Source organism: Streptomyces sp. NPDC001194, assembly GCF_042896985.1.
Classification (GTDB): domain Bacteria; phylum Actinomycetota; class Actinomycetes; order Streptomycetales; family Streptomycetaceae; genus Streptomyces.
The window spans coordinates 194740-213706 of sequence record NZ_JBIAXU010000008.1 but is presented as its reverse complement, the minus strand read 5'-3'; the positions used below and the strand labels follow the sequence as shown (position 1 = coordinate 213706).

General features: G+C 73.0%; 13 protein-coding genes. 2 read left to right on the top strand and 11 right to left on the bottom strand.

Annotation, left to right across the window (positions count from 1 at the left end):
* Positions 1-16 precede the first annotated feature (16 nt).
* The 10 genes from ACFY1T_RS19750 to ACFY1T_RS19705 all read right to left on the bottom strand — a co-directional run bounded on the left by ACFY1T_RS19750 (position 17) and on the right by ACFY1T_RS19705 (position 14631).
* Positions 17-589 carry a GNAT family N-acetyltransferase gene (locus tag ACFY1T_RS19750; protein WP_030859766.1) on the bottom strand — a complete coding sequence of 191 codons (573 nt, stop codon included), beginning with the start codon at positions 587-589 and terminating at the stop codon, positions 17-19.
* 101 nt (positions 590-690) lie between these two features.
* Entirely contained in the window at positions 691-1536 is an 846-nt protein-coding gene (locus ACFY1T_RS19745; protein WP_390789258.1) for a GNAT family N-acetyltransferase, read from the bottom strand.
* Positions 1537-1707: 171 nt separating this feature from the next.
* Positions 1708-2865, bottom strand: coding sequence for a flavodoxin-dependent (E)-4-hydroxy-3-methylbut-2-enyl-diphosphate synthase (ispG, locus tag ACFY1T_RS19740; RefSeq protein WP_053693180.1), 1158 nt, complete (start codon positions 2863-2865; stop codon positions 1708-1710).
* Between the two features lie 185 nt (positions 2866-3050).
* Positions 3051-4352, bottom strand: coding sequence for a M50 family metallopeptidase (locus ACFY1T_RS19735; protein ID WP_390789257.1), 1302 nt, complete (start codon positions 4350-4352; stop codon positions 3051-3053).
* A complete protein-coding gene (dxr, locus tag ACFY1T_RS19730) occupies positions 4349-5611 on the bottom strand; it encodes a 1-deoxy-D-xylulose-5-phosphate reductoisomerase (protein WP_030859769.1) in 1263 nt (420 codons plus the stop codon). The genes ACFY1T_RS19735 and dxr overlap by 4 nt, the downstream gene beginning before the upstream one ends.
* A gap of 12 nt (positions 5612-5623) precedes the next feature.
* Positions 5624-6982 carry a hypothetical protein gene (locus ACFY1T_RS19725; protein ID WP_390789256.1) on the bottom strand — a complete coding sequence of 453 codons (1359 nt, stop codon included), beginning with the start codon at positions 6980-6982 and terminating at the stop codon, positions 5624-5626.
* 91 nt (positions 6983-7073) lie between these two features.
* Positions 7074-9008 (bottom strand): acyl-CoA dehydrogenase family protein, encoded by a 1935-nt coding sequence (locus ACFY1T_RS19720; RefSeq protein WP_390789255.1) that lies wholly within the window; start codon positions 9006-9008, stop codon positions 7074-7076.
* Positions 9009-9161: 153 nt separating this feature from the next.
* Entirely contained in the window at positions 9162-10607 is a 1446-nt protein-coding gene (locus ACFY1T_RS19715; RefSeq protein WP_030859772.1) for an aldehyde dehydrogenase family protein, read from the bottom strand.
* A gap of 167 nt (positions 10608-10774) precedes the next feature.
* Positions 10775-12355, bottom strand: a complete 1581-nt coding sequence (locus ACFY1T_RS19710; protein WP_390789254.1) for a PucR family transcriptional regulator — start codon at positions 12353-12355, stop codon at positions 10775-10777.
* A gap of 113 nt (positions 12356-12468) precedes the next feature.
* On the bottom strand, positions 12469-14631 hold the full coding sequence (locus tag ACFY1T_RS19705; protein WP_390789253.1) for an ATP-binding protein: 2163 nt from the start codon (positions 14629-14631) through the stop codon (positions 12469-12471).
* 249 nt (positions 14632-14880) lie between these two features.
* On the opposite strand from ACFY1T_RS19705, the gene gabT reads away from it, so the two are divergent.
* Entirely contained in the window at positions 14881-16227 is a 1347-nt protein-coding gene (gene gabT, locus ACFY1T_RS19700) for a 4-aminobutyrate--2-oxoglutarate transaminase (protein ID WP_030859777.1), read from the top strand.
* Between the two features lie 133 nt (positions 16228-16360).
* On the top strand, positions 16361-17155 hold the full coding sequence (locus tag ACFY1T_RS19695) for a phosphatase PAP2 family protein (RefSeq protein ID WP_390789252.1): 795 nt from the start codon (positions 16361-16363) through the stop codon (positions 17153-17155).
* On the opposite strand, the gene ACFY1T_RS19690 is transcribed toward ACFY1T_RS19695, so the two are convergent.
* Positions 17152-18954: a chitinase gene (locus ACFY1T_RS19690; protein WP_390789251.1), complete on the bottom strand. Its 1803-nt coding sequence runs from the start codon at positions 18952-18954 to the stop codon at positions 17152-17154. The two genes, ACFY1T_RS19695 and ACFY1T_RS19690, sit on opposite strands and share 4 nt — an antisense overlap.
* Positions 18955-18967 lie beyond the last annotated feature (13 nt).

The window sequence follows — 18967 nt, the reverse complement described above, 5'->3', positions numbered from 1 at the left end:
CGCCCCGGTAACCGTTTCAGGGGCGGCGCAGCGGCAGCGGGGCGCCCATCACGGCGTACGGGAGGCTGGCGCTCGGGAAGTGCACCTGGCGGGCCAGGTCCGTGTAGCCGAGGGCCCGGTAGAGCCCGCGGGCCGGGCTCTCGGTGTCGATGGCGGAGAGGATGGAGCGGGGCTCCTCGGCGGCGTCGGTGAGCCGGGTGATGAGGGTGCGGCCCACGCCGCGGCCCTGGAAGCCGGGGTGGACGTGCAGCTCGGTGATCACGAAGGAGCGGTCGAGCCATCCGTCGACCCCCTCGGACCGCAGGTACGGCTCGACGACGGAGGACCACCAGTACGCCCGGTCGTTCGGCATCCCGTACACGAACCCGGCGAGGGCGCCGTCGTCGGTGAACGCGCCGAGGGCGCGGGCTCCGCGGCAGGTCATGTGGCGCTGCACGATGTAGCGCCGGATGCCGACCTCCTCCGGGCTGAGCCCGAAGGCCACGGCCTGCACGCGCAGGGCCTCGTCCACGCGGTCGGCGAGGTCGAGGGGAGCGATGCGGAGTCCGGCGGGCCGGTCGGGGCCGTCGCCCTCGGGGGTAGGCAGCATGCCGCGACCTTACTGGGCGTCCCGCGCCGGCGTCCGTACGGCCCCCGGACCCGCGCGCAGCCGGTGGGGACTCGCGGGGGCGAGCCGTGCGGGCGGCGCGTTCAGAACAGCACGCTCATGAACGCGCCCACCTCGCGGAAGCCGACGCGGCGGTAGGCGGCGCGGGCCGCCGTGTTGAAGTCGTTGACGTAGAGGCTGACCACGGGAGCGATGTCGCGCAGTGCGAAGTCGACGACGGCGGCCATCCCGGTCTCGGAGTGCCCGCGGCCGCGGAACTCGGGGTCGACCCACACGCCCTGGATCTGGCAGGCGCGGGCGGTCGCGGCGCCGATCTCCGCCTTGAAGACGACCTTGCCGTCCTCGATGCGGGCGAAGGAGCGGCCGGTGCCGACCAGCTCGGCGACCCGGGCCTGGTAGAGCAGGCCGCCGTCGCCCGCCATCGGCGAGACGCCGACCTCCTCGGTGAACATGGACACGCACGCAGGCATGATCACGTCCATCTCGTCCTTGCGGATCCGGCGCACGAGGGGATCGGGACGCACCTCGGCGGACGGCTGCTCGGTGACCATGAGCGGCTGGTGGGAGCGGACGTCGCGGGCGGGTCCCCAGCTGGGCTCCAGGAGCCGCCACAGCAGCCGGGTGGCCTCGGCGGGGCCGACGATGGAGGAGCAGCGGCGGCCGGTGCGGCGGGCCCGTTCGGCGAAGGCCCGGACGGCGTCGGCGTCGGCGCAGACGGGGACCAGGTTGGCGCCGGCGTAGCAGAGGGAGCGCAGCCGGCCGTCGGTGTAGTAGCCCCACATCTCGCCGCCCAGACGCCACGGGTCGAGTCCGGCGACCTGGACCCGGGAGGTGACGAAGGCGTTCTCGACCGGCTCGCGTCCGAGGACTTCGAGGGCGGCGTCGAGATCACTGGGCTCAAGGACCCGGGTGGTGGTCTGCGTCAACACTGGGGCCTCACCATACAAGTCTGCTGATCTCCGCACTGTACCCGGCGTCACCTGAGGATGCCTGGTCCCACGGGTCACGAAAAAGCCCCGGCCCCGCCCGCTAGCTGCGGGAACGGGGCCGGGGCCGGTGCGTGCGGGGCGCCGGGCGCAGGGCCCGGGCGACCGGCGTGCTCAGACGCCGATGGCGACGGTGGGCTCGCCGGAGGCGATGCCGTCCTTCTCCATCTGCTCGGCGATCTTCATCGCCTCTTCGATGAGGGTCTCCACGATCTTCGACTCGGGGACGGTCTTGATGACCTCGCCCTTCACGAAGATCTGGCCCTTGCCGTTGCCGGAGGCGACGCCGAGGTCGGCCTCGCGGGCCTCACCCGGGCCGTTCACGACGCAGCCCATGACCGCGACGCGCAGCGGGACCTCCATGCCCGTGAGGCCCGCCGTGACCTCCTCGGCCAGCTTGTAGACGTCCACCTGGGCGCGGCCGCAGGAGGGGCAGGAGACGATCTCCAGGCGGCGCGGCTTGAGGTTCAGCGACTCCAGGATCTGGATGCCGACCTTGATCTCCTCCACCGGCGGGGCCGAGAGGGAGACGCGGATCGTGTCGCCGATGCCCTCGGAGAGCAGCGCGCCGAAGGCCACGGCGGACTTGATGGTGCCCTGGAAGGCCGGGCCGGCCTCGGTGACGCCGAGGTGCAGCGGGTACTCGCACTGGGCGGCGAGCTGGCGGTAGGCGTTGACCATCACGACCGGGTCGTTGTGCTTGACCGAGATCTTGATGTCGCTGAAGCCGTGCTCCTCGAAGAGGGAGGCCTCCCAGAGCGCGGACTCGACGAGCGCCTCGGGGGTGGCCTTGCCGTACTTCTTGAGCAGTCGCGCGTCGAGGGAGCCGGCGTTGACGCCGATGCGGATCGGGGTGCCCGCGTCCTTGGCGGCCCGCGCGATCTCCTTGACCTTGTCGTCGAACTGCTTGATGTTGCCCGGGTTCACGCGGACGGCGGCGCAGCCGGCGTCGATCGCGGCGAACACGTACTTGGGCTGGAAGTGGATGTCGGCGATGACCGGGATCTGCGACTTCTTCGCGATCACGGCGAGCGCGTCGGCGTCGTCCTGCGTCGGGCAGGCCACGCGCACGATGTCGCAGCCGGAGGCGGTCAGCTCTGCGATCTGCTGGAGCGTGGCGCCGATGTCGGAGGTCCTGGTGGTCGTCATCGACTGCACCGAGATCTGTGAGTCGCCGCCGACGGCCACCGAGCCGACCTGGATCTTGCGGCTGACCCTGCGGTCGGCAAGCTTCGTCGGCACGGCCGGCATTCCGAGTGAGATGGCAGTCATCTGCTGTGCAACCCCAAGGTGTGGATCAAGGTCCCGAGATCGGCGGGCTCCAGGCTTCGAGATTACGCCAATCACGGGGGCGCTCACGCATCCGAGGGGCCGGAACACCCGAACGTAGGGAGCCGGGCACGAAGCGTGCCCGGCTCCCTTACTGCTCCTGTACGTCCCGTACGGCTGCGGACGTACTAGGTGATCTTGATCGGGTTCACCACGTCGGCCACGAGCACGAGCAGCGTGAAGCAGACGAACACTCCGGCCACCACGTAAGCGGCCGGCATCAGCTTCGCCACGTCGAACGGGCCCGGGTCGGGGCGCCGGAACACGCGCGCCACGGTGCGCCGGACGGACTCCCACAGGGCGCCCGCGATGTGCCCGCCGTCCAGCGGCAGCAGCGGCAGCATGTTGAACAGGAACAGCGAGAGGTTGAAGAACCCGACGAGCTGGAGGAAGAACACCAGCCGCTGCTCGGCCGGGATGTCCAGGGTGGCGATCTCGCCGCTGATCCGGGCGGCGCCGACGATGCCCATCGGGGAGTCGGGCTCGCGCTCGGCTCCGCCGAAGGCCGCGTTCCACAGCGCCGGGACCTTGGCGGGCAGCTTGAGCAGCCCCTGGACGCTGTTGTCGACGACCTCGCCCATGTGGTCCACGGACTGGCCGAAGGACAGCGGGGCGATCTCGCTCTTCGGGGTGAAGCCGAGCCAGCCGGCCGTCACGTACTCGCCCTTGACGTACCCGCCGTGGCCGTCGGTCTTGGCGACCTTGTTCTCGATCAGGTTGACGGGGAGGGTCTGCTGCTGCCCGCCGCGCACGACCGTCACGGTGGCGGGACCGACGGTGTCGCGGATCTGCTTCTGCAGGGCGGCCCAGTCGGTCAGCTTGTGGCCGTTGAACGCCACGATCCGGTCACCCGCCTGGAGCCCGGCGGCCTTGGCCGGGGCGACCGGGTCGCCCGCCTTGCAGACCTCGCGCTTCTCGCTCTGCTGGATGACGCACGGCGAGACGTTCGCGACCTGCGTGGTCGTCTGGCTGATGCCGAAGCTCATCCAGACGCCGAAGAAGATCGCCAGCGCCAGCACCAGGTTCATGAACGGGCCCGCGAACATCACGATCACGCGCTTCCACGGCCTGCGCGTGTAGAACAGCCGCGTCTCGTCGCCGGGCTGGAGCTCCTCGTACGCCGCCGAGCGCGCGTCCTCGATCATCGAGCGGAACGGCGAGGTCGACCGGGCGGTCACCTTGCCGTCCTCGCCGGGCGGGAACATCCCGATCATGCGGATGTAGCCGCCCATCGGGATGGCCTTGATCCCGTACTCGGTCTCGCCCTTGTTCCGCGACCAGATGGTCGGGCCGAAACCGACCATGTACTGGGGCACGCGGATGCCGAAGAGCTTGGCCGTGGAGAGATGGCCGAGCTCGTGCCACGCGATGGAGACGAGCAGACCGAATACGAAGATGAGTATTCCGACCACCGTCATGAGTGCTGTCATGCGCGCGCCTCCACGGCGGCCCGGGCCGCCATCTCCTGTGCCCGGGCCCTGGCCCAGGTCTCCGCTTCGAGGACGTCCGCGACGGTCAGGGAAGTTCCCGCGTCCGGCGTTCCGTGCTCATCGACCACGGCAGAGACCGTATCCATGATTGCTGTGAACGGCAGCCGACCGGCCAGGAACGCTTCCACGCACTCCTCGTTCGCCGCATTGAACACGGCGGGGGCGGTGGAGCCCAGGGTTCCCACGTGCCGGGCCAGGCCGACCGAGGGGAAGGCCTCGGTGTCCAGCGGGAAGAACTCCCAGGTCGAAGCCTTGGTCCAGTCGAACGCGGGGGCCGCGTCCGGGACGCGCTCGGGCCAGCCGAGGCCGATCGCGATGGGTCCGCGCATGTCCGGCGGGGTGGCCTGGGCGAGCGTGGAGCCGTCGGAGAACTCCACCATCGAGTGGACGTAGGACTGCGGATGGACCACGACCTCGATGCGGTCGAAGGGGATGTCGTAGAGCAGGTGCGCCTCGATGACCTCCAGCCCCTTGTTGACCAGCGTCGCCGAGTTGATGGTGATCACCGGGCCCATGGCCCAGGTGGGGTGCGCGAGGGCGTCCTCGACGGTGACTCCGGCCAGCTCGGCACGGGTACGGCCGCGGAAGGGCCCGCCGGAGGCGGTGACCACGAGCTTGCGCACGTCGGCCCGGGTGCCGGCGGCGAGGGCCTGGAAGAGGGCCGCGTGCTCGGAGTCGACCGGGATGATCTGGCCGGGCTTCGCGAGGGCCTTGACCAGCGGGCCGCCGACGATCAGCGACTCCTTGTTGGCCAGGGCGAGGGTCCGGCCGGCCCGCAGCGCGGCGAGGGTGGGCGCGAGGCCGATGGAACCGGTGATGCCGTTGAGGACCGTGTGGCACTCGGACGCGGCGAGCTCGGTCGCCGCGTCGGGCCCGGCCAGGATCTCGGGCAGCGGCTCCGAAGCGCCGTACTGGGCGTTCAGGGCCTCCTTCAGGGCCGGTACGACGTCTTCGCGGGCGACGGCCACGGTGTTCACCCGCAGCTGCCGGGCCTGCTCGGCCAGGAGCCCGACGCGCCCGCCGGCGGCGGACAGGGCGGTCACCCGGAACCGGTCCGGGTTGCGCAGGGCGAGGTCGATGGCCTGGGTCCCGATGGACCCGGTGGATCCGAGGATGACGATGTCCCGCCGGCCGGCCGCGGGGTCGAAGAGGAGGTGCGGATCGGCAAGGGGGGCTGGGCGGTCGCTCATGCCCCCCATTGTTGCCGCAACTCAGGGGCGCGTGGACACGGAGTCCCCGTCGGTGACCCGCAGCAGCAGGTGCGGGAGCGTTCCGGCGAAGTCGGGGAGGGTGCGGGCCACCCGCCACCAGGCGTCCGGGTCCTCGCCGAGGGCCAGTGCGAACAGCCGGTCCGCCTCGGCGCGGGCGCCGAGCACGGCCCCGGGGCGGTCGTGCCGGTCGGGGTGGTCCACGTCACCGAGCCAGTGGTCCTCGTCCAGCGCCCAGCAGGCGGGCAGTTTGTGCCGGACCACGTCGGCGCCCGTGAGCAGGCCCCGGTCCAGGCAGTCCCGCACCCAGCGGACGTCCTCCTGGACGGTCTCCATCGGGACGGCGAGGCTGGCCAGGGCCAGTTCCCGCTCCACTCCCCCGGTCACCGGCTCGGCGGCGGTCGGGGCCAGCCGGCGTACGGCGCGCGCGAGGGCCCCGTCGGGCCCGGTCCCGCGGACCACGGCGGCGGGCGCGGCCGGGCCCTGCGGTCCGGGCGTGCCTCCCGCGACCACGGCGGCCACCAGCTCCGGCAGCGGCCCCGCGAAGCCGGGGGCGTGCCGCAGCAGTTCGGACCAGAGCCGGGGATCGTCCCCCAGCGGGGTCAGGGAGCGGGTGACGGCCGTGCGCATCCCCGCCTGTTCGGGCAGGTTCCAGCGCAGGCCCGGGCCGGGCGGGAGATCGCCGAGGAGCAGCGTGCGGCGGGCCGGGGCCACGTGGGCGACGAGCTCCTCGTGGGTGAGCCGGCCCATCCGGACCGCGCGGACGGCGGGGCGGTGCCAGGAGCGCCCGTCCGGTGCGGCGGCGGGGGTGGCGAGCAGCGCCCGTACGGTCTCGTCGGGGAGTTCCGCGGCGAGCAGCAGCGCCTCGACGGCGCCGGCCGGCAGCGGCTGCCGGGCGTGCTCGGCGGCCAGCCCGCCCGGGTCGAGTGCGTACGGGAGCCGCAGGACGTCGAGGGCGACGCGGGGCCTGCGCACGCCGTGCCGGCGCAGCAGGCCGGTCAGCTCCGCGGTGGTGAGGGCGCCCTCGGCGGGGTCGCGGCCGAGCTCGGCCCGCAGGAGGGGCGGCAGTTCGGGCGGCGTCCGGCGGCGGGCGTACCGGGCGGGGCCGGGCAGCCCGGGCAGGGGCCGCCCGACCACGCGGGGGTTGCGGGCTATGAAGTGGCGGTCCGCCTCGCTGCCGTGGCGCAGGAGCAGCGTGACGGCGGAGGCCGGGAGCCACTCGTCGCGGCACAGGTACTTGCGGGTCGGCCCGTCGAGCCGGCCCAGCAGGTCGAGGGCGATGTGGTCCGGTGCGTGGCGCAGGACGTGCGCCACGCACCAGGCCAGCCGCCGGCTGCCCCGGTCTTCCACGGCCGTCGACATCGCTGTCCGCCTTGCCCTCGTGCCGATGGGCGTACGCCCACCCGTGCCCGTGCACCCGTACATCAGTGCGCCTGAGGTCGATCCTCTCAGGTCAGCGGAGGGGACGGTGCACGTTTTTGTGACTCGACGGGCCGGGAGTGGCGTCCGCGATCCAGGGGCCGTCGCCGGAGGGGTCGAGCACGCCTTCCTCGAGCCAGGTGTAGGTGCCGGACAGGACGCCCGCGACGACCTTGCGGTCCAGGTCGTCGGTGTTGGACCAGAGCCGGCCGAAGAGCTCCTCGACGCGGATCCGGGACTGCCGGCAGAAGGCGTCGGCCAGCTGGTAGGCCTCGCGGCCGTGTTCCCCGGAGGCCCGCAGGTGCTCGGCGCGCACGCACGCCGCGCTCATGGCGAAGAGCTCGGCGCCGATGTCGACGATCCGGCCGAGGAAGCCCTGCTTGGTCTCCATCCGGCCCTGCCAGCGGGACATGGCGTAGAAGGTGGAGCGGGCGAGTTTGCGGGCGCTGCGCTCGACGTAGCGCAGGTGGACCGAGAGATCGGGGTGGCCGCCCGGGTGGAAGGCCCGGTACGTGCCGGGGACGTGGCCGGGGCCGGTGGCCAGCTTGGGCAGCCAGCGGGCGTAGAACCCGGCGGCGCGGGCTCCGGCCCTGGCCTTGTCGCCGAGGTCCTTCTCGGGGTCGATGAGGTCGCCGGCGACCGACAGGTGGGCGTCGACGGCCTCGCGCGCGATCAGCAGGTGCATGATCTCCGTGGAGCCCTCGAAGATCCGGTTGATCCGCAGGTCCCGCAGCATCTGCTCGGCGGGCACGGCGCGTTCTCCGCGGGCGGCCAGCGACTCGGCGGTCTCGAAGCCGCGCCCGCCCCGGATCTGGACGAGCTCGTCGGCCATCAGGCAGGCCATCTCGCTGCCGTAGAGCTTGGCGAGGGCGGCCTCGATGCGGATGTCGTTGCGGTCCTCGTCGGCCATCTGGGAGGCCAGGTCGACGACGGCCTCGAGGGCGAAGGTGGTGGCGGCGATGAAGGAGATCTTGGCGCCGACGGCCTCGTGCCGGGCCACCGGGCGGCCCCACTGCTCGCGCACGGCGGACCATTCGCGGGCGATCTTCAGGCACCACTTCCCGGCGCCGACGCACATGGCGGGCAGCGACAGCCGGCCGGTGTTCAGCGTGGTCAGCGCGATCTTCAGCCCGGCGCCCTCGGCGCCGATGCGCTGCGCCGCGGGCACCCGGACCCGGTGGAAGCGGGTGACGCCGTTCTCCAGGCCGCGCAGCCCCATGAAGGCGTTGCGGTGTTCGACGGTGATCCCGGGGGAATCGGCCTCGACGACGAAGGCGGTGATCCCGCCGCGGTGGTTCTCCGACTTCGGTACGCGGGCCATCACCACCAGCAGGTCCGCTACGACCCCGTTGGTGGTCCAGAGCTTCACCCCGTCGAGGACGTACGCGTCCTCGCCGTCGGGCACGGCGGTGGTGGCCAGCCGCGCCGGGTCGGAGCCGACGTCCGGCTCGGTGAGCAGGAAGGCGCTGATGGCGGTGGTCGCGCAGCGCGGCAGGTAGGTCTCCTTCTGCTCCTGCGTGCCGAACATCTTCAGCGGCTGCGGGACGCCGATCGACTGGTGCGCGGAGAGCAGGGCCCCGATGGCGGGGCTGACGGAGCCGACCAGGGCCAGCGCCTTGTTGTAGTACACCTGGGTGAGGCCCAGGCCCCCGTACTTGGGGTCGATCTTCATGCCGAGGGCGCCGAGCTCCTTGAGCCCGCGCACGGTCTCGTCGGGGATCCGCGCCTCGCGCTCGATGCGCGCCCCGTCGATCTCGGTCTCGCAGAACGCCCGCAACCGGGCCAGGAAGGCCTCGCCGCGCCGGACGTCTTCGTCCGCGGGCATCGGGTGCGGGTGGATCAGGTCGAGCCGGAAGTGCCCCAGGAAGAGTTCCTTGGCGAAGCTGGGCTTGCGCCAGTCCTGTTCCCGGGCTGCTTCCGCGACCTGCCGTGCCTCGCGCTCGGTCACCTTGGGCTGTGTTGCGGACATGAGGGGACTCACCTCGCCGCCGGAGTCGGTGGGACCGGCCTACTGGCCGGTGCTACCTGTGAGTCGTACCCAATCCGGGCGCGCGGGAAAAGGGGGACGGCCGGAGCCCCCGCACAGTGGGCTCCGGCCGTCGGCTTTTTGGCCGTACGCGAATCAGATGTCGAGGCCGGTCAGGACCAGGACTCGCTCGTACGTGTAGTCGTCCATCGCGTAGCGGACACCCTCACGGCCGACACCCGACTGCTTGACGCCGCCGTACGGCATCTGGTCGGCACGGTAGGACGGCGCGTCGCCGACGATCACGCCGCCGACCTCGAGCTCGCGGTGGGCGCGGAACGCGGTCTGGATGTTCCGGGTGAAGACGCCGGTCTGCAGGCCGAACTTCGAGTCGTTGACGGCGGCGAAGGCCTCGTCGGTGTTCTCGACCTTCGTCAGCGTCAGCACCGGCCCGAAGACCTCCTCGACGGCGAGGGTGGTGTCGGCGGGCAGGTCCGCGATGACGGTGGGCTCGTACGAGGCGCCCTCGCGCTTGCCGCCGGTCAGCAGCTTGGCTCCGGCCGAGACGGCCTCGTCGACCCAGGACTCGACGCGCTTGGCGGCGTCCTCGGAGACGAGGGGGCCGACGTCGGTGGCGTCGTCGTTCGGGTCGCCGGTGACCTGGGCCTGGACCTTCGCGACGACCTTCTCGACGAGGCGGTCGTAGACGGAGGCGTCGGCGATCACGCGCTGCACGGAGATGCAGGACTGGCCGGCCTGGTAGTTCGAGAAGGTCGCGATGCGGGTCGCGGCCCAGTCGAGGTCGGCCTCGGAGGACCAGTCGTCCAGGACCACGGCGGCGGCGTTGCCGCCGAGCTCCAGGGTGCAGTGCTTGTGGGGCACCGACTGCTGGATGGCGTAGCCGACCTTGTCGGAGCCGGTGAAGGAGATGACGGGCAGGCGCTCGTCCTTCACCAGGGCCGGCATCTTGTCGTTGGCGACCGGCAGGACCGACCAGGAGCCGGCCGGGAGGTCGGTCTCGGCGAGCAGCTCGCCGAGGATCAGCCCGGAGAGCGGGGTGGCCGGGGCCGGCTTCAGGATGATCGGCGCGCCGACGGCGATGGCGGGGGCCACCTTGTGGGCGCACAGGTTCAGCGGGAAGTTGAACGGCGCGATGCCGAGGACCGGGCCCTTGACGAAGCGGCGGGTCAGGGCGAGACGGCCGACGCCACCGGCGTCGGTGTCGAGGCGCTGGGCCTCTCCGCCGTTGAAGCGGCGGGCCTCTTCGGCGGCGAAACGGAACACGGACACCGCACGGCCGACCTCACCGCGGGCCCACTTGATGGGCTTGCCGTTCTCGGCGGAGATCAGCTGGGCGATCTCCTCGGTGCGCTCGGCGAGGCGCTTGGACACGTGGTCCAGGGCGGCGGCGCGGACGTGGGCGGGAGTCGCGGAGAACTCGGCCGTCACGGCGTACGCCGCGGCCACGGCCTCTTCGACCTGGGCGTCGGTGGGCACGCTGACGGTGCCGACGAGCCGGTTGTCCCACGGGGAGTGGACGTCGAAGCTGTCCTCGCCGGTGGCCTGGCGGCCGGCGAGCCAGAAGGCGTGGGTGGAAGTCATGCGAATCCCGGCCCTTCGAGTGTGTGCGGGGTCCTTGTCCCCTCCACCGTAGGACTCCGTCCGGGTTTCGGTGTTTAGCCGGGGTGGAGCATGCCGGGCACCGGCCGCGCCGCTTTGTCAGTGTCGCGCCGCGGGCTGACGCCGCGCGGGGTCGGTTTTCGGCCCGGCTACGCGGCGGGCGAGGTGGCCTTCAGGGCGAGCCACAGCTCCATGCGGACGTCCGGGTCGTCGAGGGAGCGGCCGAGGATCTCCTCGACCCTGCGCATCCGGTAGCGCAGCGTGTGCCGGTGCACCCCGAGATCGGCCGCCGCCGCGTCCCACTGCCCGTGCCGCGACAGCCATGCCCGCAGCGAGGCCACCAGGTCCCCGCGCCCCTTCTCGTCGTGTTCGCGCAGCGCCCGCAGCGTGCCGTCCGCGAAGGCCCGCACCGCCTCGTCCGCCAGCAGCGGCAGGACCGACCCCGCCGCCAGGTCCTCGTGCTCCACCATCGGCCGCCCGCGCCGCCGGGCCACGGCCAGCGCCTGGTCGGCCTGTCTGAACGCCGCCGCCACCTCGGAGGGCACCGCGGCGGCGGACAGCCCCATCACCAGCTCGTCCGGCTCCGGACCGGCCGCCTCCCGCCCGCGCCGCGACTCCAGCGCGTCCGCGTGCTCCGTGGTGGCCTGCACCGCCGCGCCCCCGTCGGCCGCCAGCACCACCAGCCGCCCCGGCTCCGGCACCACCAGCAGGGCCTCCCCCGCCCGGGCCGCCGCCGACTCCACCGCGTCGGCCAGCAGCGCCAGCCCCTCCGGCTGCGCGGTCCCCTGCAGTGCCGGCTCCGCCACGATCAGCCGGAAGGGCGCCTCCAGCAGCGCCCCGTACAGGTCCCCGGCCACCGCACGGGCGTGCTCGGCCTCGCCGTCCAGCAGCATCCGCAGCACCGCGGCCCCCAGCCGGGACTCGGCGTCGTGCAGCGACCTCGACCGCTCGGTGGTCAGGGTCAGGAGGGCCACCGCCGAGTGCACGGCGTACCGCTCGGCCGTGCCCAGCGGTGCCCCCGTGCCGACGGCGAGCGCGCCGCGGGCCCGCCGGCCCGTCCCGAGCGACTGGAGCTCGACGCGGTCCTCCGACCCGCCGACCACCGCGCTCGCGGGCGCCGGGCGCTCCCGCAGCCGCTCCACGTCGGGGGTCAGCCGGGCGGCGCGCCGCGCCGCCCATTCCGGGGCGGCCGCGACCACCGCGCCCGAGGTGTCGTACAGGGCCGCCCAGCCGTGCACGTGCGCCGCCAGCCTGGCCAGCAGCTCGGCCGGCCCGTCGGCGGAGAGCGCGGCCCGGGTCAGTTCGCGCTGCGCCTCGAAGCCGGCGGTCACCGCGCGGTACTGGTCGGCGGCCAGCGCCGCCGAGACGGCCTTGCTGATCGCGAGGAAGGGGGTCCTGCGCGGTACCTCCAGCAGCGGCAGGTCCTCGGTCCGCGCGGCTTCGACCAGGGCCTCGGGGATCGCCTCGTAGTTCACGCCGACGGCGAAGCCGATGCCGACGACCCCGGCCGCGGCGAGGCGGCGTACGTACCGGCGCATCTCCTGCGGATCCTCCGCGTCCAGCTTCATAGCGGTGATCAGGAGCAGCTCGCCGCCCTCCATATAGGGGACGGGGTCGGCGAGCTCGCTGACGTGGGCCCAGCGCACGGGGGTGTCGAGGCGGCCCTCCCCCGCCCGGACGCTGAGCTTGAGCGCCGAGTGCTGGACGAGTGAGGCGAGGGTGAGCGGCATCGGGTTCCAGGGGCCTTAGAGGAGGGAGGGGTACGAGAGAAGGGAGAGGCGCCGGAATTTCGCCTTGTCGTATGAACGACCCCCCTCGATTCTGCCACCTCGTACGGGTCGGCTCAGCCTGTCGCGAGCAGCCGCACCAGCAGGGGAGCCGCCCGCTCCCCCTTGACCGAGGTCAGCGAGAGCACGGCGTACCCGGGCGGTACGGCGTGCGCCAGCTCGGAGGCGGACCACCGCTCCCGCTCCACCTGCCGCACGGTCACCGCGTCCGTGGTCACGGCCTTGCCGGTGACCAGCTTGCGGAAGGCGTGGATGGCCCGGGTCAGCGGCTGGTCGGCGAAGACGGTCCGGTGGGTGACGTCGCGCGTCTCCACCCATTCGGTGCCCCAGGCCTCTGCGAAGCGCTTGCCGTCCCAGGTGGTGACCCCGGAGAAGGCCATCCGGCAGCCCACCGCCCCGAGCAGCGGGGTGCGCAGCGCCTCCGGTACGTCGTCCAGCGTGCGCAGCGTGAGCAGGACGCCCGCGTTCGCCGAGCGGAGCCGCTGCAGGCCGCGCACGGTCTGCGGGGTCAGGGTGTGCGAGGCGTCGTCGAAGGCGAGGAAGGCGAACAGGGACCGGTCGGCGCGGGCCGCGGCGCAGGCGTTGAACTGCGCGAGCAGCAGCCGGGCCAGGATCCGGGAGGCGTCGGCGTGGCCGCGTTCGGGCAGGTCGACGCGGACGCGCAGCGGGTGCTCCAGGGCGCCGGGCGAGAGGGAGAAGGGCCTGCCCTGCCCGGTGGCGTCGGCGGCTTCGACGTTGAAGAAACCGGCGAAGGCGGGCCGGTCGAGGAGCGCCACCCGGTCGGCGAGGGCCGGTCCCGGGTCGTCGTGGGCCCCGTGCTGGCGTTCGCGCGCGTCGAGTTCGCGGAGCATCACCTGCGCTCCGGCGTCTTCGAGGGCGGTGCGCAGTCCGCCGAGGGCGCCCGGGACCTGGTCGAGCAGTTCGCGCAGTTCGGGCACGGCGGGGAAGCGGCCGTACGCGGCGCGGAACGGGCCGAGCAGCTGGGCGAGGGCCGTCGCGGCGCGGCGCACCTCGATGCCGGGGACGTCTCCGACGAAGGCCTCGGCGAGCAGGGTGGCCGCCTCGTCGGCGTCGGTGGTGCCGCCGTAGAGGTCGAGGTCGTGGACGGACCCGGGGTCGCCGACGCGGACCACGACGTCGTACGCGGTGTCGGGCCCGAGCTGGGCGCCGGCCGCGGCGACGACGATGACGGCGGCCTGTCCGGCCAGTGCCTGGAGGGCGAGCGACTCGACGACGGGCCGCACCAGCTGCCGGGTCTTGCCCGCACCGGAGGGGCCGACGGCGAGCAGCGAGGTGCCGAGCACGGCGGGGTCGAGGGCGAGGCGGGTGCCGCGGCGGCCGTACGGGTTGCGCGGGCTGTCGTCGACCGTGCCCAGCAGCACCTGCCGGGCCAGCAGATCGTGGCGCGCTGCCCGGACGGGCAGGTCCCGGGCGCCGGAGGGGTGGACGCAGGCGCCCGCGCCCTTGTCGCGGACGGAGTCGGCGAAGGCCACGGCCCGGGAGGGTTCGGCCCGTACGGACTCCCAGGCGCGCCGGATGCGCGCGTAGTCCACGTCGTTCATGCGGCCGGACCCGGCCTCGGCGCCGAGGCGGTCGGCGAGCTCCCCGAGCCCGGCCCCGCGCAGCTGCGGCCAGGCGGCGGGGTCGTCCGGTCCGCCCTCCTCGGGGCGGTCCGGTACGGCGGCCTGCACGGCCCGCACGGGTCGGCTGCGGAGCATCCGGCGGGCCAGCTCGGGCCAGCGGCCGAGCCGCCCGAAGCCGACGACCAGGGCTGCGCCGACCAGGGCGTACCAGATGTACGAGGCCACCACCGAAGGCAGCTTCCCGGCCCAGGAGTCGGGCGTGAACATGTAGAGCGGCCAGAGCCAGAAGCCGCCCAGGTAGCCGTTCCACAGCAGGGACCACAGCAGCAGCCCGGCCAGCAGGGCGATCAGCGCGCCGCTGATCAGCTGCCGGGTCGGGGTCCGCTCGGGCTCCTCGGCGGCGCGCGGCACGTGGCCGTACGTCCACACGCCGGGGCCGTCGGAGCTGCGCGGGGTGCGCAGCCAGTCGGCGAGGGAGGGCCCGGGGCCGGCGGGTGCGTGGGCGGGCTTCGGCGGGAGGCCCGACGGCGGGCCCGCGGGCGGCGGCCCGGCCGGCGGCGGGCCCGCGGGGCGTGGGACGTGCCCGGCGCGCGGCGGCCGCTTCTCGTCCGTGCCGTACGTGCCGTCGGTGTCCATGAAACCCCTGCCCCCTGCCCGTGCCTGCGCTGCGTCGCTCAATGTAGTTGCCCGCAGGCGCCCGTGGGCCCCGTACGGGCCCCTGTGTCCGCAGCGTCCACAAGACAGGCGGCGGGTCCTTCCTATGGCCGTCGCGGACAAGGACACGCGGGCACCACTCCCGAACGGAGCATGCAGTACCCCCTCCCCCGGGCCTAGCCTGCGGACAAAGACACAAGTGCGTCCGAAAACACCCCCCAGGAGCCCTCCATGACCGCTGTTCCGCAGGAGCGCAAGATCGTCACCGCGATCCCCGGCCCGAAGTCGCAGGAGCTGCAGGCGCGCCGTCTGCAGACGGTCGCCGGCGGCGTGGGCTCCGTGCTCCCCGTCTTCACGGCCCGCGCGGGCGGCGGCATCATCGAGGACGTCGACGGCAACCGCCTGATCGACTTCGGCTCCGGCATCGCCGTGACCTCGGTCGGCGCCTCCGCCGAGGCCGTCGTGCGCCGCGCCTCCGCGCAGCTCGCGGACTTCACGCACACCTGCTTCATGGTCACGCCGTACGAGGGCTACGTCGAGGTCTGCGAGGCGCTCGCCGAGCTGACCCCGGGCGACCACGCGAAGAAGTCGGCGCTGTTCAACTCCGGTGCCGAGGCCGTCGAGAACGCCGTCAAGATCGCCCGTGCGTACACCAAGCGCCAGGCCGTCGTCGTCTTCGACCACGGCTACCACGGCCGCACGAACCTCACGATGGCGCTGACCGCGAAGAACATGCCGTACAAGAACGGCTTCGGCCCGTTCGCCCCCGAGGTCTACCGCGTCCCGGTCGCCTACGGCTACCGCTGGCCCACCGGCGCCGAGAACTGCGGCCCCGAGGCCGCCGCGCAGGCGATCGACCAGATCACCAAGCAGATCGGCGCCGACAACGTCGCCGCGATCATCATCGAGCCCGTGCTCGGCGAGGGCGGCTTCATCGAGCCGGCCAAGGGCTTCCTGCCGGAGATCGTGAAGTTCGCCAACGAGAACGGCATCGTCTTCGTCGCCGACGAGATCCAGTCCGGCTTCTGCCGCACCGGCCAGTGGTTCGCGTGCGAGGACGAGGGCATCGTCCCCGACCTGATCACCACCGCCAAGGGCATCGCGGGCGGTCTGCCGCTCGCCGCCGTGACGGGCCGCGCCGAGATCATGGACGCCGCGCACGCGGGCGGCCTGGGCGGCACCTACGGCGGCAACCCGGTGGCCTGCGCCGGTGCGCTGGGCTCCATCGAGACCATGAAGGAGCTCGACCTCAACGCCAAGGCGAAGAAGATCGAGTCCGTCATGAAGACCCGTCTGACGGCCATGCAGGAGAAGTACGACATCATCGGCGACATCCGCGGCCGCGGCGCCATGATCGCGATCGAGCTGGTCAAGGACCCGGTCTCCAAGACCCCGTTCCCGGAGGCGGCCGGCGCGCTCGCCAAGGCCTGCCACGCCGAGGGCCTGCTCGTCCTCACCTGCGGCACCTACGGCAACGTGCTCCGCTTCCTCCCGCCGATCGTCATCGGCGAGGACCTGCTGAACGAGGGCCTGGACCTCATCGAGGCGGCGTTCGCGGCCATCGGCACGGACGTCTGAGCGACCTTCCGAACACGAGAGCCCGCCGCTACCCCCGGTAACGAGCAGGCGCTGTGAAGAAGATGTGGGGGGCCGATGGCAGGAGCGCGTTCCTGCTGTCGGTCCCCTTTCCGCTGCCGTACGGTTTCTGCAGATGAGTGAGACACCCCGCTCCCGGGAAACCGGTGGCGACACCAGTACCGGGCTTCCCCAGCGCCGCACTGGGCCTGCGTTCGCGCACACTCCTCACCGATCGGACGGCCGTTCGCCCCAAACCCCCCGGGGCGCCCGGCAACCCGATCCGGCCGGCCGTCCCGGAACCACCCCCCCTGTTCCGGGACGGCCGGCCATCCTCCTCCTTCTCTCCCTGCTGGGCCTCGCCCTGACGACCTGGCAGGTCCTGGTCTCGGGTCCGCTGCTCACGCCGGACGAGCACCTCAGCGCAGCCCTGGTCCGCACGCTCCCCGACTCCGTCACCGAGCGCCTCTCCGACCTGGGGAACGTGCCGGTCGCCGTACCGGTCCTGGTCCTGGCGATGGCGTACTCCGTCCGGCGTTCGCGCTCCTGGGCACCGGCCCTGACGGCGGGTCTGGCGATGGCGCTGGTCCCGGCCGCGATCGTGCCGCTGAAGGAGTGGACCGCCCGCCCCGGCCCCCTGGAGCCGTGGGCCGCCGGCTACTTCCCCTCGGGCCACACGGCCACGTCGGCCGTCGCGTACATCGGCGCGGCCCTGCTGGTCTCCCCGTACGCACGGCGCCCCTGGCCGCTCGCCGCGGCGCTCCTCCTGACGGCCGCGACGGCCACCGGCCTGATCCTGCGCGGCTGGCACTGGCCCCTGGACGTCCTGGCCAGCTGCTTCCTGTGCACGCCCCTGCTCCTGGCCGTCGCGCACGCCGTGCGCCGTGCGGTCGTGCCGGAGCCCGACGAGGCTCCGGCACATTCCGCCTAGCCTCCGAAGTAGGCGTCGAAGTTCTTCGAGAACTCCCAGGCGCCGAAGCGGTCCCAGTTGACCGACCAGGTCATCAGCCCGCGCAGGGCGGGCCAGGTGCCGTGGGTCTGGTAGGTGCCGCAGCCGGTCTTCTTCGTCAGGCAGTCCAGCGCCCTGGTCACCTCGGCGGGCGAGGTGTGGCCGTTGCCCGCGTTCGTCGTGGCCGGGAGGCCGATCGCCACCTGGTCCGGGCGCAGCGGCGGGAAGACGCGCGCGGCGTCGCCCGCCACCGGGAACCCGGTGAGCAGCATGTCCGTCATGGCGATGTGGAAGTCCGCGCCGCCCATGGAGTGGTACTGGCCGTCGAGGCCCATGATCGAGCCCGAGTTGTAGTCCTGGACGTGGAGCAGGGTGAGGTCGTCGCGCAGGGCGTGGACGACCGGGAGGTAGGCGCCGGCGCGCGGGTCCTGGCCGCCCCAGGGGCCGGATCCGTAGTACTGGTGGCCCAGCTGGACGAAGAAGGTCTCCGGGGCCATGGTCAGGACGAAGTCCGGGCCGTACTTGGCCTTCAGCGTCTTCAGGGCCGAGATGAGGTTGACGATCACCGGGGTGGTGGGTGCGCGGAAGTCGGTGTCGCCCGTGGCGAGGGAGAGGGAGTGGCCCTCGAAGTCGATGTCGAGTCCGTTGAGCCCGTACTCGTCGATGATCTTGCCGACGGAGGAGACGAAGGTGTCGCGGGCGGCCGTGGTGGCGAGCTGGACCTGGCCGTTCTGACCGCCGATCGAGATGAGGACCTTCTTGCCGGCCGCCTGCTTGGCCTTGATGGCCGCCTTGAACTCGGCCGCGGACTCCGCGTTCGGGCATTCGCTCACGGGGCAGAGCGAGAAGCGGATGTCCCCCGAGGTCACCGATGTCGGTTCGCCGAAGGCGAGGTCGATGACGTCCCAGGAGGCGGGCACGTCGGCCATCCGGACGTAGCCGGAGCCGTTGGCGAAGCTCGCGTGCAGGTAGCCGACCAGGGCGTGGGCCGGCAGGCCGGGGTTGCCCGGGTTGCCGCCGCCGCTCGTCGTGGAGGCGGAGACGGGGGCGCTCTTCGCGGACTCGCCGGCCGCGTTCACCGCGCCGACCCGGAAGGTGTACGAGGTGGACGCGGTGAGTCCGGTGACCGTCGCCGAGGTCCCGGTGACGCTCACGGGCGCGGCGCCGTCCCGGTAGAGCGTGTAGGACGTGGCGCCGGCGGCGGCCGACCAGGACAGGTTCAGACTGCTCGCGGTGGCGCCGGACGCCGTCAGGCCGGTGGGGGCGGCCGGGGGCCGGGGCTGGCCCGGTCCCGAGCCGCCCGGGTCGGGGCCGACGAGCGTGACGTCGTCGGTGAGGTGGGCGGGCTGGCCGTACCAGCCGTGCGTGTAGATCGTCACCGAGGTGGTGGCCGCGCCCGTGCGGAACGTCGTGCTCAGCTGCTTCCAGGCGCCCGGGGTCTGGGTCCAGGTGGACACGTCGGTGGTGCCGGTCCCGGCCGCGCCGAGGTAGACGTACGCCCCCTGCACCCATGCGGTGAGCGTGTACGCGGAGTCGGGTTTGACGGTGACGGTCTGGGAGCAGCGGGCGTTGTCCTGGCCGGCCGGGGTGGCCCTGAGGGCGGAACTCCCGCCGTGGACGGGGGTGGCGACGACGGCTCCGCCGGCGCCCGAGCAGCTCCAGCCGTCGAGTCCGGCTTCGAAGCCGCCGTTGCGGGCGAGGTCGGCGTCGGCCGCCGCGGCCGGCGGGCCCGCGGCGAGGAAGGCGGCCACCGCGAGGGCGGCCGCGGTAAGGAAGGACATGCGTCTGCGCACA

Bases quoted from the DNA above. Each gene is read 5' to 3' on its own strand.
- ACFY1T_RS19750 (WP_030859766.1), bottom strand. From the start codon at position 589: ATGCTGCCTACCCCCGAGGGCGACGGCCCCGACCGGCCCGCCGGACTC.
- ispG (WP_053693180.1), bottom strand. From the start codon at position 2,865: ATGACTGCCATCTCACTCGGAATGCCGGCCGTGCCGACGAAGCTTGCC.
- ACFY1T_RS19735 (WP_390789257.1), bottom strand. From the start codon at position 4,352: ATGACAGCACTCATGACGGTGGTCGGAATACTCATCTTCGTATTCGGT.
- dxr (WP_030859769.1), bottom strand. From the start codon at position 5,611: ATGGGGGGCATGAGCGACCGCCCAGCCCCCCTTGCCGATCCGCACCTC.
- ACFY1T_RS19725 (WP_390789256.1), bottom strand. From the start codon at position 6,982: ATGTCGACGGCCGTGGAAGACCGGGGCAGCCGGCGGCTGGCCTGGTGC.
- ACFY1T_RS19720 (WP_390789255.1), bottom strand. From the start codon at position 9,008: ATGTCCGCAACACAGCCCAAGGTGACCGAGCGCGAGGCACGGCAGGTC.
- ACFY1T_RS19715 (WP_030859772.1), bottom strand. From the start codon at position 10,607: ATGACTTCCACCCACGCCTTCTGGCTCGCCGGCCGCCAGGCCACCGGC.
- ACFY1T_RS19710 (WP_390789254.1), bottom strand. From the start codon at position 12,355: ATGCCGCTCACCCTCGCCTCACTCGTCCAGCACTCGGCGCTCAAGCTC.
- ACFY1T_RS19705 (WP_390789253.1), bottom strand. From the start codon at position 14,631: ATGGACACCGACGGCACGTACGGCACGGACGAGAAGCGGCCGCCGCGC.
- gabT (WP_030859777.1), top strand. From the start codon at position 14,881: ATGACCGCTGTTCCGCAGGAGCGCAAGATCGTCACCGCGATCCCCGGC.
- ACFY1T_RS19695 (WP_390789252.1), top strand. From the start codon at position 16,361: ATGAGTGAGACACCCCGCTCCCGGGAAACCGGTGGCGACACCAGTACC.
- ACFY1T_RS19690 (WP_390789251.1), bottom strand. From the start codon at position 18,954: ATGTCCTTCCTTACCGCGGCCGCCCTCGCGGTGGCCGCCTTCCTCGCC.